Here is a 16,255-nt window from a genome sequence, read left to right as displayed (position 1 = left end):
CAGCCACGGAGTGTTATATGTCCCGAAAAGACCTTGCCAATGCGATTCGCGCGCTCAGTATGGATGCGGTGCAAAAAGCCAATTCTGGTCATCCCGGCGCGCCGATGGGCATGGCCGATATTGCCGAAGTGCTGTGGAACGATTTTCTTAAACATAACCCCACCGATCCAACCTGGTATGATCGCGACCGCTTTATTCTCTCCAACGGTCATGCCTCGATGCTGCTCTACAGTTTGCTGCATCTGACCGGTTACGACCTGCCGCTGGAAGAGCTGAAGAACTTCCGTCAGTTGCATTCGAAAACCCCAGGACACCCTGAGCTTGGCTATACGCCAGGCGTTGAAACCACCACAGGGCCGCTGGGGCAAGGGCTGGCGAACGCGGTTGGACTGGCGATAGCAGAACGTACGCTGGCGGCGCAGTTTAACCAGCCGGATCATGAAATTGTCGATCACTTCACTTATGTGTTTATGGGCGACGGCTGCCTGATGGAAGGTATTTCTCACGAAGTCTGTTCGCTGGCGGGCACGCTGGGGCTAGGCAAGCTGATTGGTTTTTACGATCACAACGGTATTTCCATCGACGGTGAAACCGAAGGCTGGTTTACCGACGATACGGCAAAACGTTTTGAAGCCTATCACTGGCATGTTGTCCATGAAATCGACGGTCACGATCCGCAGGCGGTGAAAGAAGCGATTCTCGAAGCGCAAAGCGTGAAAGATAAGCCGTCGTTGATTATCTGCCGCACGGTGATTGGCTTCGGTTCGCCTAATAAAGCGGGTAAGGAAGAGGCGCACGGCGCACCTCTGGGGGAAGAAGAAGTGGCGCTGGCACGGCAAAAACTGGGCTGGCACCATCCGCCATTTGAGATCCCTAAAGAGATTTATCACGCCTGGGATGCCCGCGAAAAAGGCGAAAAAGCGCAGCAGAGCTGGAATGAAAAGTTTGCAGCTTATAAAAAAGCCCATCCGCAACTGGCAGAGGAGTTTACCCGCCGGATGAGCGGAGGTTTGCCGAAGGACTGGGAGAAAACGACGCAGAAATATATCAATGAGTTGCAGGCGAATCCGGCAAAAATCGCTACCCGTAAGGCGTCGCAAAATACGCTTAACGCTTACGGCCCCATGCTGCCGGAACTGCTCGGCGGTTCGGCGGATCTGGCTCCCAGTAACTTAACCATCTGGAAAGGTTCGGTGTCGCTGAAGGAAGATCTGGCAGGGAATTATATTCACTACGGAGTGCGTGAATTTGGTATGACCGCCATCGCCAACGGCATCGCGCACCACGGTGGATTTGTACCGTATACCGCGACGTTCCTGATGTTTGTTGAATACGCCCGCAACGCTGCACGTATGGCGGCGCTGATGAAAGCGCGGCAGATTATGGTTTATACCCATGACTCGATTGGTCTGGGGGAAGATGGCCCGACGCACCAGGCGGTTGAGCAACTGGCCAGTTTGCGCTTAACCCCGAATTTCAGCACCTGGCGACCGTGCGATCAGGTGGAAGCAGCGGTGGGCTGGAAACTGGCGGTTGAGCGCCACAACGGGCCGACGGCGCTGATCCTCTCAAGGCAGAATCTGGCGCAGGTGGAACGTACGCCGGATCAGGTAAAAGAGATTGCTCGTGGTGGTTATGTGCTGAAAGACAGCGGCGGCAAGCCGGATATTATTTTGATTGCTACCGGTTCAGAGATGGAAATCACCCTACAAGCGGCGGAGAAATTAGCGGGAGAAGGTCGCAATGTTCGCGTGGTTTCCCTGCCCTCGACCGATATTTTCGACGCCCAGGATGAGGAATATCGGGAGTCGGTGTTGCCTTCTAACGTTACGGCTCGCGTAGCGGTGGAAGCAGGCATCGCCGATTACTGGTACAAATACGTTGGCCTCAAAGGTGCGATTGTCGGGATGACGGGTTATGGCGAATCGGCTCCGGCGGATAAGCTGTTCCCGTTCTTTGGCTTTACCGCCGAGAATATTGTGGCAAAAGCGCATAAGGTGCTGGGAGTGAAAGGTGCCGGATGCTGATTGCCGGATGCGACGCTGACGCGTCTTATCCGGCCTACAGCGTCTTATCCGGTCTACATGTCCCCGCCATTTTGTTTAACGGGTGATCCACAACGTGGGCCAGGCGTCTGGCCCATGCCAGTTATCGCAGGTGGGTTCGGCAGCGTAACGCACCAGACGAAAACGCTGGCCGTCAAAACGCCAGCGCGTCTGGATACCACAATCGCTTAATCCACGGCCTTTCGCTAACGTCACCAGTTCACGCGATTTTTCATCAAATGTCGCGTTCATCAGTTCCAGTTCATTCGTCTCCTGACCGTTATTGAACGGCAAACGCAACCGTACCGGACGCGAGGCCAGCGGCTTTTTACGCGACACTATCCACGCCAGATCAATGGTGTTATAGGCGCCCGCCTCACAGCTAATCATCATCAACGCTTTATCATCGGTTAGCGCAGTGACATTCACCTCTCGACGCAACGGATCAAGCGAACAACGCAGGCCATTCATCCGCCAGTTACCGTAATCCAGCAAATCATTACGCTCTTCGAGTGAGAGTGGCGTCGGCGTTGGGTTTACCACCACGACCTCTTTCAGCGCAGGCGCGGGCGGTACGCTGAGCGGCGGTTCGTCCCCTTTCTTGATCCAGGCGGTTTCACTGCCAACGCGCTTTTGCTGAGCATCAATAAACAACAACGCCGCTTTTAATCCATTAAGAGAAATGGTCTGATCGCCCTCGCGTAAGGTAATTGCCTTCCCTTCCTGAATCATCTGCAAAAACGCGGTGATGGTCGCCGTATCATCGGTCACTAATAACCACGGCGAAATCCGCCACTTGTCCCCGCTTAACGCCAGCGGCTCGCCATCTAACAGCAGTCGTGGCGCTATCGCCTCTTCCGACGCATCCGGCGACTTCAACCCGCCGCGCTCAATACGTAAAACGGCATCGGTATGCGCCCCGGCACTGCGACTGAGAGTCATCACCAGTCCATTATGATTGCCAGTATTGCGCGCTACGCAGAAATTTTGGTTGTTACAGGTGACCTGCCAGTCAGAAAACGTCCGTTGCGCTGGTGCTGCCCACGCCAAAGACGTCGGCAACAAAGCGAAAAAAAAGAGCAGGAAAATGCGATAGCGCATGGACGGTACGACCCCAGAAGTTCAAACAAACAGCACAAGTCGTATCTTCGTTGCGCAGGTAGCGCGGCTCAATCGGATTTATCGGATTGAGCCAATAATAAACAACGAAATATTATTGTTATTTTTCAGTCCATTAAATGTGACGTTTGTAAATAGTTAAGCAATAACACCGTCTTACCGTCACGTATCTCGCCGGTATTAATCATCTCAAGCGCCTGGCTGAACGGCAGCTCAAGCACTTCAATATCTTCATCTTCGACGCCGCCCCCCGCGTTAGCACGCTGGCTGTCACTGTATTCGGCGATAAAAAAGTGGATTAGCTCGGTCACACCGCCAGGCGACATATACAGTTCAAATAATTTGCGTACTTCGCCAACCTCATAACCCGTCTCTTCAATCGCTTCTTTGCGAATGCACACTTCGGGTTCGTCGTTGTCCAGCAGCCCGGCACAGGTTTCAATCAACTGCCCGCTTTCATTGCCATTAACCCAGGTCGCGACGCGGAACTGACGAATCAGAACTACGGTCTTTTTCTTCGCGTTGTACAGGAGGATCGTCGCGCCATTGCCGCGATCGTAAACTTCACGTTTATGGCGGATAACTTCGCCATCTTTGCGGGTGAGATCGTAGGTAATGTTGTGCAGGGTGAAATAGTTATCGGAGAGAATTTGGTCTTTGATGAGGGTGATTTGTTGCGTCATACCGACTCCACAGCGCGAAATGAACAAGTATCTTACGCTGTGAAGTCGGGTTTGTCTGCGGATGGAATTAGTGAGATTTGACTGATTTTATCCCCAGCCAGTCAATAATTCCCTGCGCCGCATGGCGCCCTTCCGCCATTGCAGTCACCACGAGATCCGCACCGCGCACGGCATCGCCACCAGCGAAGATTTTCGGGTTCGTCGTCTGGTAACGGTACTGACTTTCAACATCAGCCACGATGCGCCCCCATTTATCCACCGTTACACCATGTGACTGAAGCCACGGCATATCATGCGGATTAAAACCAAACGCCATAATCACCGCGTCGGCTGGCATGACAAATTCACTGCCTTCCACCGGCACCGGACGCCGACGCCCTTGTGCATCCGGCTCGCCAAGTCGCGTGCGCAGGAAACGAATCCCGCAGACGTGACCTTGCTCATTCAATTCAAGCGCCACTGGCTGGACGTTAAATTCGAAGTTAGCCCCCTCTTCGCGGGCGTTCTTCACCTCTTTTTTCGAACCGGGCATGTTAGCTTCATCACGACGATAGGCGCAGGTGACGTTACTTGCGCCGTGGCGCAGCGCGGTGCGCACACAGTCCATCGCGGTGTCGCCGCCGCCCAGTACAACGACATTTAGCCCGGCGGTATTGATAAACGGCTCTTCCGGTAGCTCTTCGAGCCCCATCACCTGTTTAGTGTTGGCGATGAGGAACGGCAGCGCGTCATAAACGCCCGGCGCATCTTCATTGGGTAAGCCCGCTTTCATGGAACGGTAAGTGCCGGCGCCAACGAAGACTGCGTCGTATTGTTCGAGCAGCGAATCCAAAGAGACATCTTTACCCACTTCACAATTGAGTTTGAAGTGAATCCCCATTGCGCTGAAGATTTCCCGACGGCGCGCCATCAGCGATTTATCCAATTTGAAAGAAGGAATGCCAAAGGTGAGCAAGCCACCGATTTCTGGATGGCGATCGTATACCGTCACCTCCACGCCGCTGCGGGTCAGGACGTCCGCACAGGCCAGCCCCGCAGGCCCCGCACCGATAATCGCCACTCGCTTGTCCACTTTCGTGACATGGCTTAAGTCAGGACGCCAACCTTTCGCCAACGCCTGATCTGAAATGTAGCGTTCAATGTTGCCGATAGTCACCGCGCCGTGCTCATCGCGAATGGTGCAGGCGCCTTCACACAAGCGATCTTGCGGACAGACGCGTCCGGTAATTTCTGGCAGGGTGTTGGTCTGGTGAGAAAGCTCGACGGCGGCGTCGATATTTCCGGCTTTCACCAGTTCAATCCACTGCGGAATATGGTTATGCAGCGGGCAGGTCCATTCACAGACGCTATGCTCGCCGCACTTCAGGCAGCGCGAGGCTTCCCGTTGTGCCTGGTCGGTGCGGAATGGCAGATAAATTTCATCAAAGCCGGTTTTGCGCGCTTCAATTGCCAGTTTATCCGGCTCGCCGCGCGCGGGCGTTGCCTGCATTTGCTCGACTTTACTCATTACCGGCATTTCTTGTGCCGCTGTACTGGTATGCCACGGTTGATGTTCCTGACGTGCAGTGCGCAAGCGGCGAGATTTCGCTATGCCGGAGAGTGCGGCGTCGGTGACCAGTTGCAGCGCATCCGCCGGGCAGTTTTCGACACAGGAGGGGTCGTTTTCTCGCCCTGCGCACAGGTCGCATTTATGTGCCGTGGCTTTCACTTTACCCGCTGTGACGGGTGTCAGGACAATCTGCATGGCACCAAACGGACAGGCCACCACACAGGATTTACAGCCAATACACTTTTGCTGATTGACCTGAATGCTGTCATCAACATGGCTGATTGCGCCATTGGGGCAGCTACGGGCACAGGGCGCATCTTCGCAATGGTGACAGGTCACTGCACTACGTTGCTGCTGATGTTTGATAACCGTAATTCGGGGATGAAAATGGTGTTGGCTCAGGACATGTTGCTCATCATTGTGAGCCATGACACAGGCGATTTCACAAGCATGACAACCCAGACATTGCTGACTGTTGGCCATAATAAAACGATTCATAACGACCTTCTTTTTTGGTTGTAAAAACCTTATTCTTTATATGAGTGTTGTTATTACCCGACTTGCAGGGGAATCGGCAATGTCCATGTGCCCAGAACAAGTAACTATTTCGCTATAAACTGTGGCAGATCAAATAATCCCATCACTGACTAAATTGCGTTTCAACAACCTGGAACATTAATGATTTTATGTGGAGAAGACGCGTGTGATTGTTAAACGACCCGTCTCGGCCAGTCTGGCCAGGGCCTTTTTTTACATTGTGCTGCTGTCGATTCTTTCCACGGGTATCGCTCTGCTAACTCTGGCGAGCAGCTTGCGCGACGCTGAGGCGATCAATATTGCCGGATCGCTGCGTATGCAGAGTTACCGCCTGGGCTACGACTTGCAAAGTGGCAGTCCACAACTCAATGCGCATCGCCAGTTGTTCCAGCAGGCACTGCATTCACCGGTATTAACCAATCTCAACGTCTGGTATGTGCCAGAGGCAGTAAAAACCCGCTATGCGCATCTGAATGCCAACTGGCTGGAGATGAATAATCGGCTCAGCAAAGGGGATTTGCCGTGGTATCAGGCCAATATCGATAATTATGTCAATCAGATAGACCTGTTCGTGCTGGCTTTACAGCACTACGCTGAACGCAAAATGCTGCTGGTGGTGGCGATTTCGCTGGCTGGCGGCATCGGTATTTTCACGCTGGTCTTTTTTACTCTGCGCCGCATACGCCATCAGGTCGTTGCCCCACTGAATCAACTGGTTACCGCCAGTCAGCGTATTGAACACGGTCAGTTCGACTCACCGCCGCTGGATACCAGCCTGCCCAATGAGCTGGGACTGCTGGCCAAAACCTTTAACCAGATGTCGAGCGAACTGCATAAATTGTACCGTTCGCTGGAAGCGTCAGTAGAAGAAAAAACCCGCGATCTCCACGAGGCCAAGCGCCGTCTGGAGGTGTTGTATCAGTGTTCGCAGGCGCTGAACACCAGCCAGATTGATGTGCATTGTTTCCGCCATATTTTGCAGATTGTTCGCGACAATGAAGCGGCTGAATATCTGGAGTTAAATGTCGGTGAAAACTGGCGGATTAGCGAAGGAAAGCCCAACCCGCAACTGCCGATGCAGATTTTACCGGTGACCATGCAAGAGACGGTTTACGGCGAGCTGCACTGGCAAAACAGCAACGTGTCGGCCTCCGAACCGCTGCTTAATAGCGTTTCATCGATGCTGGGGCGCGGTTTGTACTTTAACCAGGCACAGAAACATTTTCAGCAATTGCTGTTGATGGAGGAACGCGCGACCATCGCCCGCGAATTACACGACTCGCTGGCTCAGGTGCTTTCTTATTTGCGTATCCAGTTGACGTTACTGAAGCGTTCGATACCGGAAGATAACGCCACCGCACAAAGTATCATGGCCGATTTTTCCCAGGCATTGAATGATGCGTATCGGCAGTTACGCGAGCTGCTGACCACTTTCCGCCTCACGCTGCAGCAGGCGGATCTCCCTTCCGCGCTGCGGGAAATGCTGGATACATTACAAAATCAAACCAGCGCCAAACTGACCCTCGACTGCCGCTTGCCAACCCTGGCGCTGGATGCGCAAATGCAGGTGCATCTGTTGCAAATTATTCGTGAAGCGGTGCTGAATGCGATGAAGCACGCCAACGCCAGCGAAATCGCTGTTAGCTGCGTCACCGCACCGGACGGCAACCACACGGTCTATATCCGTGACAACGGGATTGGTATCGGTGAACCGAAAGAACCTGAAGGCCATTATGGTCTGAATATTATGCGCGAGCGCGCGGAACGACTGGGCGGAACGCTGACATTTTCGCAACCTTCCGGCGGCGGCACGTTAGTGAGTATTAGCTTTCGCTCTGCGGCGGGTGAGGAAAGTCAACTGATGTAATACCTCTTGTTGACCAAAGAATACGGGCACTTAAGGTTCAGTATAAAAGGGCATGATAATTTACATTATCTCCTTTTTTTCTCCACGATTGGCTCGTACCTTGCCGCTACAGTGAAGCAAGTCAAGCCTACAACGATACGCAGAAACACGAGGTCCTCTTTTAATGGCGAATTTCTTTATTGATCGCCCCATTTTTGCCTGGGTGCTGGCAATCCTGTTGTGTCTGACAGGTACCCTGGCGATTTTTTCATTGCCCGTTGAACAATACCCCGATCTCGCGCCACCGAATGTGCGAGTGACCGCTAACTATCCCGGCGCATCGGCCCAGACGCTGGAAAACACCGTGACCCAGGTTATCGAGCAGAATATGACTGGCCTCGATAACCTGATGTATATGTCGTCACAAAGCAGTGGCACCGGTCAGGCATCTGTCACCTTAAGTTTTAAAGCCGGAACCGACCCAGACGAGGCGGTGCAACAGGTGCAAAACCAGCTGCAATCGGCCATGCGTAAACTCCCACAGGCGGTACAAAACCAGGGCGTGACAATACGTAAAACCGGCGATACTAACATCCTGACCATTGCTTTCGTCTCTACCGATGGTTCGATGGATAAACAAGATATTGCCGATTACGTTGCCAGTAATATTCAGGATCCGTTAAGCCGCGTTAACGGCGTTGGTGATATCGACGCCTATGGTTCACAGTACTCGATGCGTATCTGGCTTGATCCGGCAAAACTGAACAGCTTCCAGATGACGGCTAAAGATGTAACCGACGCCATTGAGTCACAGAACGCGCAGATTGCGGTCGGACAGCTTGGCGGTACACCTTCTGTAGATAAACAAGCATTGAACGCTACCATTAACGCCCAGTCGCTGTTGCAAACGCCTGAACAGTTCCGCGATATCACCTTGCGGGTAAATCAGGATGGTTCGGAAGTGAAACTGGGCGATGTTGCCACCGTCGAAATGGGGGCGGAGAAATACGATTATCTTAGCCGCTTTAATGGTAAGCCTGCCTCCGGTCTGGGAGTAAAACTGGCTTCCGGCGCGAACGAAATGGCCACGGCGAAGCTGGTACTGAACCGGCTCGACGAACTGGCGCAATACTTCCCTCCCGGTCTGGAATATAAGGTGGCGTATGAAACCACCTCGTTTGTTAAAGCCTCCATTGAAGACGTAGTGAAAACCCTGTTAGAAGCTATCGCGCTGGTTTTCCTCGTCATGTATCTGTTCCTGCAAAACTTCCGCGCTACATTGATTCCAACTATCGCCGTGCCGGTGGTGTTGATGGGCACTTTCTCCGTGCTTTACGCCTTCGGTTACAGCGTCAACACCTTAACCATGTTTGCGATGGTGCTGGCGATCGGTCTGCTGGTGGATGACGCCATCGTGGTAGTGGAAAACGTCGAACGTATTATGAGTGAGGAAGGACTCACTCCTCGCGAAGCCACACGTAAATCGATGGGGCAAATCCAGGGCGCTCTGGTCGGGATTGCAATGGTGCTGTCGGCGGTATTTGTGCCAATGGCCTTCTTTGGCGGCACGACCGGAGCTATCTATCGCCAGTTCTCTATTACCATTGTTGCGGCGATGGTGCTGTCGGTACTGGTGGCGATGATCCTCACTCCGGCGCTGTGTGCCACGCTACTTAAGCCACTGAAAAAAGGTGAGCATCACGGGCAGAAAGGCTTTTTTGCCTGGTTTAACCAGATGTTCAACCGTAACGCCGAACGCTACGAGAAAGGGGTGGCGAAAATTCTCCACCGCAGCCTGCGCTGGATTTTGATTTACGTCCTGCTGTTAGGCGGTATGGTGTTTCTGTTCCTGCGTCTGCCGACGTCATTCCTGCCACTGGAAGACCGTGGCATGTTCACCACGTCGGTGCAGCTACCCAGCGGTTCGACCCAGCAACAGACGCTGAAAGTGGTGGAACAGATCGAGAAGTATTACTTCACTCATGAGAAAGACAATATCACGTCGGTATTTGCCACGGTCGGTTCAGGCCCTGGCGGCAACGGGCAAAACGTGGCGCGTATGTTTATCCGCCTGAAAGACTGGAGTGAGCGCGACAGTAAGACCGGCACTTCGTTTGCCATTATCGAACGTGCAACGAAAGAATTTAATAAGATTAAAGAAGCCCGCGTTATCGCCAGCAGCCCGCCGGCAATTAGCGGTCTTGGCAGTTCTGCGGGTTTTGATATGGAGTTGCAGGATCACGCCGGAGCGGGTCACGATGCGCTGATGGCTGCACGTAACCAGTTGCTGGCGCTGGCAGCGGAAAATCCGGAATTAACCCGCGTGCGCCATAACGGTCTTGATGACAGTCCGCAGTTGCAGATTGATATCGACCAACGTAAAGCTCAGGCGCTGGGCGTTGCCATTGACGATATTAACGACACGCTGCAAACCGCGTGGGGTTCAAGCTATGTAAATGACTTTATGGATCGCGGTCGCGTGAAGAAAGTCTATGTGCAGGCCGCCGCGCCGTATCGGATGCTGCCGGATGATATCAACCTGTGGTATGTGCGTAACAAAGACGGTGGGATGGTGCCCTTCTCTGCCTTCGCGACCTCTCGCTGGGAGACAGGTTCGCCGCGTCTGGAACGCTATAACGGCTATTCTGCGGTAGAGATTGTCGGGGAAGCCGCACCGGGCGTCAGTACGGGTACAGCGATGGATATTATGGAATCGTTAGTGAAGCAGTTGCCGAACGGCTTTGGACTGGAGTGGACGGCGATGTCGTACCAGGAACGACTTTCCGGTGCGCAAGCTCCGGCGCTGTATGCCATTTCATTGCTGGTGGTATTCCTGTGTCTGGCTGCACTTTATGAAAGTTGGTCAGTACCGTTCTCGGTAATGCTGGTTGTACCGCTGGGAGTTATCGGCGCGCTGCTGGCAACCTGGATGCGTGGGCTGGAAAACGACGTTTACTTCCAGGTGGGTTTATTAACGGTCATTGGTTTATCGGCGAAAAACGCCATCCTCATTGTCGAGTTCGCTAACGAGATGAACCAAAAAGGTCACGACCTGTTTGAAGCGACGCTTTATGCCTGCCGCCAGCGTTTACGCCCGATACTGATGACCTCGCTGGCGTTTATCTTCGGCGTACTGCCGATGGCAATCAGCAGCGGTGCCGGTTCCGGTGGTCAACATGCGGTGGGTACTGGCGTAATGGGGGGAATGATCTCCGCCACCATTCTGGCGATTTACTTCGTGCCGCTGTTCTTTGTGCTGGTACGCCGTCGTTTCCCTCTGAAGCCACGCCCGGAATAATCAATAAAAAAGGCGACATGCCAACGTGTCGCCTTTTTCAACTTTCTGATAAAGAACCTGTTCATCAGGTTCTTTCATTTTACCTTCTGTCCTGGTAATTACTTGCGAAGCATAACTTCGATAAAGTCTTTCCAGTTCCCCAGTTCACGTTCAATCATAACAACCTCTCTTATAATTATGGGTATTCTACGGAAACAATATACCGTGGTGAAGCTAATTTATTCGATTGCAGTGATTACTACCTCCGGGGCAAAACCTATGTAAATACTATGGCCCTGAGACAGGGATTTTTATGTGATGCAAAGCAACATTTCAACAGATTCATACGGATTCTAATACTTGCTTAATTCTGTTTGAAATACATACAGATACCTAGGGGAATATTCTTAATAATTACATTCAAAATGCTCACAATTATTTAATAATTGTTAAGTGAAACACCTTAATAATGTTATATTCCCTGGTATTCATTTGTCGGGGAAATGTATTGACCGTTAAATGAGTATTTATTCTTATAAATCGAAAAAGGATTCATTATGGTTACACTTTACGGCATTAAAAATTGTGACACCATTAAAAAGGCTCGCCGTTGGCTGGAAGCCAATAACATCGACTATCGTTTTCATGATTATCGCGTTGATGGGCTGGACAGCGAATTATTGAACGGTTTTATCAACGAATTAGGCTGGGAAGCGTTACTCAACACCCGTGGTACTACCTGGCGTAAACTGGACGAAACCACGCGCAATAAAATCACCGATGCGGCTTCTGCGGCGGCATTAATGACTGAAATGCCTGCAATTATCAAACGCCCATTGCTCTGCGCGCCAGGGAAGCCTATGCTGCTGGGTTTCAGTGAGTCCAGTTATCAGCAATTTTTCCATGAGGTGTAGTCTATGTCGTGTCCGGTTATTGAGCTGACACAGCAGCTTATTCGCCGCCCATCCTTAAGTCCTGATGACGCAGGATGTCAGGCAATCATTACCGAACGTTTACAGGCGATCGGTTTTACCATCGAACGCATGGACTTTGCGGATACGCAGAATTTTTGGGCGTGGCGTGGACAGGGAGAAACGTTAGCCTTTGCCGGACATACCGACGTTGTACCGCCTGGCGATGCCGACCGTTGGATCAATCCACCATTTGAACCGACCATTCGCGACGGTATGTTATTCGGGCGCGGCGCGGCAGATATGAAAGGGTCGCTGGCGGCGATGGTGGTAGCAGCAGAACGCTTTGTCGCTCAACATCCCAACCATAAAGGTCGACTGGCGTTTCTGATCACCTCAGACGAAGAAGCCAGCGCCCACAACGGCACGGTCAAAGTGGTCGAAACCTTAATGGCACGCCGTGAACGGCTGGATTACTGCCTGGTTGGTGAACCGTCGAGTATCGAAGTGGTCGGTGATGTAGTGAAAAATGGCCGTCGCGGATCGTTGACCTGTAACCTTACAATTCATGGCGTGCAGGGACATGTGGCCTACCCACACCTTGCAGATAACCCTGTACATCGTGCAGCGCCTTTCCTCAATGAGTTAGTGGCTATCGAGTGGGATCAGGGCAATGAGTTTTTCCCGGCAACCAGTATGCAAATAGCCAATATTCAGGCGGGTACTGGCAGTAATAATGTCATTCCGGGTGAGCTGTTTGTACAGTTTAACTTCCGCTTTAGCACCGAACTTACTGATGAAATGATCAAAGCACAGGTGCTTACCCTGCTTGAAAAACATCAACTGCGTTATACGGTCGATTGGTGGCTTTCCGGGCAGCCATTTTTGACTGCGCGCGGTAAACTGGTAGATGCGGTCGTCAACGCGGTTGAGCACTATAATGAAATTAAACCGCAGCTACTGACCACAGGCGGAACGTCCGACGGGCGCTTTATTGCCCGCATGGGGGCGCAGGTGGTGGAACTTGGGCCGGTCAATGCCACCATTCATAAAATTAATGAATGTGTGAACGCTGCCGACCTGCAGCTACTTGCCCGTATGTATCAACGTATCATGGAACAGCTCGTCGCCTGATGAGTGGTTCTGCAAGAGGAAAAAAGCATGGACTGGCTGGCTAAATATTGGTGGATTCTGGTAATTGTCTTTTTGGTGGGCGTTCTGCTGAATGTTATCAAAGATCTCAAGCGCGTCGACCATAAGAAATTTCTCGCCAACAAGCCGGAGCTTCCCCCGCATCGTGATTTCAACGATAAATGGGACGATGACGACGACTGGCCGAAGAAGGATCAACCGAAGAAGTAAGCTGGAGGGGCCGGATAATGTCTGGCGCTCAACCGTAGGCCTGATAAGACGCGTCAGCGTCGCATCAGGCATCATAGCCGGATGCGGCGTGAACGCCTTATCCGGCCTACGCGTCCGGCACCTGTCTTTTACATCATTTCAATCACATCATCATCGCCAGGCTTACCGCCGCTTAACGCCTCGTCGAAGTAATGTTTCGGAATGGTATAACGCAAGTGATCCAGGGCAAATTGCATACTGCGATTATCGATCGCATGACCTAAATCCTCCACGATATCCAGCGTCACATCTCCACCGGCGTTAATTAACGCTTCCTGCGCCGCAACCGCGTGAGCCAGATCGATAACCGGATCTTCACCACCGTGGATCAGGTGAATTGTTGTAGCAGTAGAAGCCGTTTCCGGCAGGCTGGCATAGCGTCCGTTAAAGGCGATGACGCGTGAGGCAAGTCCCGGTTCGGCTTTAATACTCTCCAGCGCCATAATGGCCCCTTGTGAGAACCCGATCAGCGCCGTGGCGTTAGCCCCTACTCCGCTCTGTTTCTGCCAGTAGCGTACTGTCTCAATAAACGTCGGCATGATGGCATCCACCCGCGCCTGGCGATTCTCTTCCGTTACGCCCTGCACCGAAAACCATTGACGCCCTGCCGGATTACCGCTCGGCTCAGCACCACCGACACTTACCACCAGCGCATCTGGAAACAACGGTGCAAACCAGCTACCGATTTCCCCCATTGCCACCGGGTTATCCCCGACACCGTGGAAAAGCAGTAACAACTGTTGGGCAGGTTTATCCGGGCTTTGAACAACAAAATGGTCATGTTTCATGGCGAACTCCTTAACTGATGTCATTAATTTTACGCCGCTGACTCACAATGACCATGGGAGAAAATTGAAGGAGTCAGTGAAAAAATTGCCATTGTGTTATGCGATTGCGCAGGCGTTCAGTGCGGACATCATCAAGTGCGAATAGCGCCTGCGCGGCTTCTTCGCGTTGGCAAACCAGCAATGCCTTACGGCCTGAAAGTTTAAGTGTGGTACATAACTGCGCGTCGCTGACGTTTTTCTGCAACCGTCCTCGCAGCGCCGGTAATGCCCGTTCACTGGTTTGCAGCAGGCGTGTTAAACAACCTAACGACGTTAAAAGGGGACGATGGGCGAAAGCAAAACCGGCCAGTTCAAGCCAGTCATTATCAGAAAGCATGATGTCGTTTAACGGATCAACCGAGATGCTTTCACCATTCCATTGCGAGAGAATTTGTGCGTCGCGGCGTAAACGATAATGCTCACATTCTGCCAATTGTTTACCCGCTTCGCTAATGGGTAATAGTGCCATCGCCGTATAACAGCCGCTACTGGCTTCGCGATGATTACCCATCCGTACCAGCACAAAACCGCAGCGTTGCCAGAAACGCCATAATTCCTCGGTGTAGCCAAAACTCACTGAAAGATAGTCGAGGTCATGCATATATTGCACAGCGTCAGCAATAAGTTGCTGCCCTGTACCTTCCCGCTGACGCGCCGGATGGACGGCAATGCGGCTGACACGCCGTCCGCGTAACGTTGCTGCCAGTGGATTGCTACCGTGTGCCGCCAGCGACTGAGCCACCAGGTTGCCACGCGGGCGACGAAAACCCGCCCATACCGCCTGACTGAGCTCTTCAGATAATCCCCCCTCATCCACCAGCCACAGCGCCCCGGCAATCTCGTTTTCGCAAGCAGCTTGTAAAAAATGTTGTCCAGGCGCGTCCATCATCCGGCGTAAATCCAGCGGTGAAGTCCGGTAGTGCGCACCAGACAATAACTGGTAAACCTTTAACGGCGTTTCTGGCTTGCTTCGCCATGAAGTCTGTTCAAATGCAGAAATGGTGATCTTGCCTTGTGGTACGCGCGTGAAGGTTTCATCGTCAAAAACCAGTGCCTCGCTAACCATTTTTTCCAGCGGGCATCCCTGCGCCCAGCGGATCGGCTGTTGCAATTCAAAACGCTGCAAATGCGGGAAGCGGGCGCAAAATTTCAGCAAAAAGCCACGCCCGGTGCCTTCATAGCCCTGCACCGTAGTGGTTAACAAAGTACGCGGAAAGCGTGATACCAGTTGATGTAATAGTGGGGCGGGTATTGCAGCAGCTTCATCGACAACCAGCCAATCAGCTTTTTCATCACTGGACAGCAATGCATCCGGCGCAACAAAACGAAACTTCTCTCCGGCAAATTGTGCCAGCACATTCGTTGCGGCTCTCGCAGGCGCAGTGACTATCGCACTGCCAGCGATACGGGAAATGAGTTGCCCTGCCAGCGCCGACTTACCGCGTCCGCGCGCAGCAGTTACCGCTGCCACGCCCGGTGGCATAGTCAGAAGCTGTTGTAGTATCTGTTGTTGTTCTGGTTGCGGTGCGCCGGTAGCGGATTGCCAGTCAGTACGGGGAGCAAAATGCGCCAACGTGAACGGCTGATTTTGCCGCCAGAGGATAGCGTCGTTATCCGCCGTAAGTACGCGTTTGAGATGCTGGACAAAATGCGGTGTAGCGATGGGACTGGCGCAATCACTCCAGCGCAGCGAATCAGCATCGGGATGGTTTTCCCATTCTTCCCATACAGGGAGTAACAAAACCAGCCAACTGCCCGCTTTCAGCGTTCCACCAAGCGCCGCAAAGGCTGCGGCATCAAAGCCCTGGCGAGCATCGAATACCGCATGCTGGAACTCGCGCCCAAGTAAAGTTTGTAGCGCCGCTGGCGTACAGTGGTTTTCAGAAGTTGGCTGCGGCGATACCCACAGCCAGTCGCCGGGTAATGCGTCACGCAATTTGAGTGCATGTTCACAGCACCAGCACGCATCCCCGCTCAACACCAACAGGCGGCGAATCCCTTCGCGTTTCATTTGCGCTGTTAATGTGTGTAGCGCGGTCAGTTCAGCCATCCCTGCCCCG

At 52.6% G+C, this 16,255-nt stretch carries 12 protein-coding genes; 6 read left to right on the top strand and 6 right to left on the bottom strand.

What is annotated here, in order from left to right:
• Positions 1-17: 17 nt before the first annotated feature.
• Positions 18-2,027 (top strand): transketolase, encoded by a 2,010-nt coding sequence (tkt, locus tag A7098_RS17055; protein WP_032225925.1) that lies wholly within the window; start codon positions 18-20, stop codon positions 2,025-2,027.
• Between the two features lie 75 nt (positions 2,028-2,102).
• Here the strand turns inward: tkt and A7098_RS17050 are convergent, their stop codons facing one another.
• The 3 genes from A7098_RS17050 to aegA all read right to left on the bottom strand — a co-directional run bounded on the left by A7098_RS17050 (position 2,103) and on the right by aegA (position 5,894).
• Positions 2,103-3,146, bottom strand: coding sequence for a DUF1176 domain-containing protein (locus A7098_RS17050; RefSeq protein WP_032225926.1), 1,044 nt, complete (start codon positions 3,144-3,146; stop codon positions 2,103-2,105).
• Positions 3,147-3,271: 125 nt separating this feature from the next.
• Positions 3,272-3,847: a GDP-mannose pyrophosphatase NudK gene (gene nudK, locus A7098_RS17045; protein WP_010344584.1), complete on the bottom strand. Its 576-nt coding sequence runs from the start codon at positions 3,845-3,847 to the stop codon at positions 3,272-3,274.
• A gap of 67 nt (positions 3,848-3,914) precedes the next feature.
• Entirely contained in the window at positions 3,915-5,894 is a 1,980-nt protein-coding gene (gene aegA / locus A7098_RS17040) for a formate-dependent uric acid utilization protein AegA (protein WP_105281138.1), read from the bottom strand.
• Between the two features lie 205 nt (positions 5,895-6,099).
• On the opposite strand from aegA, the gene narQ reads away from it, so the two are divergent.
• The gene (gene narQ / locus A7098_RS17035; RefSeq protein ID WP_024212552.1) at positions 6,100-7,800 is read left to right on the top strand and encodes a nitrate/nitrite two-component system sensor histidine kinase NarQ; all 1,701 of its coding nucleotides are present in this window, start codon (positions 6,100-6,102) and stop codon (positions 7,798-7,800) included.
• Positions 7,801-7,963: 163 nt separating this feature from the next.
• Entirely contained in the window at positions 7,964-11,077 is a 3,114-nt protein-coding gene (gene acrD, locus A7098_RS17030; protein ID WP_105281137.1) for a multidrug efflux RND transporter permease AcrD, read from the top strand.
• Positions 11,078-11,175: 98 nt separating this feature from the next.
• Here acrD and ypfM read toward each other — a convergent pair whose 3' ends face one another.
• The gene (gene ypfM, locus A7098_RS17025) at positions 11,176-11,235 is read right to left on the bottom strand and encodes a protein YpfM (protein ID WP_001386977.1); all 60 of its coding nucleotides are present in this window, start codon (positions 11,233-11,235) and stop codon (positions 11,176-11,178) included.
• A gap of 378 nt (positions 11,236-11,613) precedes the next feature.
• Between ypfM and A7098_RS17020 the strand changes: the two genes are divergently transcribed.
• Genes A7098_RS17020 through A7098_RS17010 form a run of 3 tightly spaced genes read left to right on the top strand, consistent with a single transcriptional unit; the run spans position 11,614 to position 13,329 of the window.
• On the top strand, positions 11,614-11,970 hold the full coding sequence (locus tag A7098_RS17020; protein WP_000258248.1) for an ArsC family reductase: 357 nt from the start codon (positions 11,614-11,616) through the stop codon (positions 11,968-11,970).
• Between the two features lie 3 nt (positions 11,971-11,973).
• Complete coding sequence (gene dapE / locus A7098_RS17015) at positions 11,974-13,101, top strand: succinyl-diaminopimelate desuccinylase (protein WP_001277782.1); 1,128 nt, start codon at positions 11,974-11,976, stop codon at positions 13,099-13,101.
• 27 nt (positions 13,102-13,128) lie between these two features.
• Complete coding sequence (locus tag A7098_RS17010) at positions 13,129-13,329, top strand: YpfN family protein (protein ID WP_000383836.1); 201 nt, start codon at positions 13,129-13,131, stop codon at positions 13,327-13,329.
• 128 nt (positions 13,330-13,457) lie between these two features.
• Here A7098_RS17010 and ypfH read toward each other — a convergent pair whose 3' ends face one another.
• Together ypfH and tmcA are read right to left on the bottom strand one after the other, a co-directional pair.
• Positions 13,458-14,156, bottom strand: coding sequence for an esterase (gene ypfH, locus A7098_RS17005; RefSeq protein WP_000679838.1), 699 nt, complete (start codon positions 14,154-14,156; stop codon positions 13,458-13,460).
• Between the two features lie 73 nt (positions 14,157-14,229).
• Positions 14,230-16,245, bottom strand: coding sequence for a tRNA cytosine(34) acetyltransferase TmcA (tmcA, locus tag A7098_RS17000; protein WP_105281136.1), 2,016 nt, complete (start codon positions 16,243-16,245; stop codon positions 14,230-14,232).
• Positions 16,246-16,255: the final 10 nt, after the last annotated feature.

It is taken from the genome of Escherichia sp. MOD1-EC7011, from assembly GCF_002965005.1.
GTDB lineage: Bacteria > Pseudomonadota > Gammaproteobacteria > Enterobacterales > Enterobacteriaceae > Escherichia > Escherichia ruysiae.
Note: the sequence above shows the minus strand (reverse complement) of the source record. Positions and strands in the feature narration are given on the sequence as shown.

Excerpts from the sequence above, each read along its gene's own strand:
- tkt (WP_032225925.1), top strand. The coding sequence starts at position 18 with ATGTCCCGAAAAGACCTTGCCAATGCGATTCGCGCGCTCAGTATGGAT.
- A7098_RS17050 (WP_032225926.1), bottom strand. The coding sequence starts at position 3,146 with ATGCGCTATCGCATTTTCCTGCTCTTTTTTTTCGCTTTGTTGCCGACG.
- nudK (WP_010344584.1), bottom strand. The coding sequence starts at position 3,847 with ATGACGCAACAAATCACCCTCATCAAAGACCAAATTCTCTCCGATAAC.
- aegA (WP_105281138.1), bottom strand. The coding sequence starts at position 5,894 with ATGAATCGTTTTATTATGGCCAACAGTCAGCAATGTCTGGGTTGTCAT.
- acrD (WP_105281137.1), top strand. The coding sequence starts at position 7,964 with ATGGCGAATTTCTTTATTGATCGCCCCATTTTTGCCTGGGTGCTGGCA.
- A7098_RS17020 (WP_000258248.1), top strand. The coding sequence starts at position 11,614 with ATGGTTACACTTTACGGCATTAAAAATTGTGACACCATTAAAAAGGCT.
- dapE (WP_001277782.1), top strand. The coding sequence starts at position 11,974 with ATGTCGTGTCCGGTTATTGAGCTGACACAGCAGCTTATTCGCCGCCCA.
- A7098_RS17010 (WP_000383836.1), top strand. The coding sequence starts at position 13,129 with ATGGACTGGCTGGCTAAATATTGGTGGATTCTGGTAATTGTCTTTTTG.
- ypfH (WP_000679838.1), bottom strand. The coding sequence starts at position 14,156 with ATGAAACATGACCATTTTGTTGTTCAAAGCCCGGATAAACCTGCCCAA.
- tmcA (WP_105281136.1), bottom strand. The coding sequence starts at position 16,245 with ATGGCTGAACTGACCGCGCTACACACATTAACAGCGCAAATGAAACGC.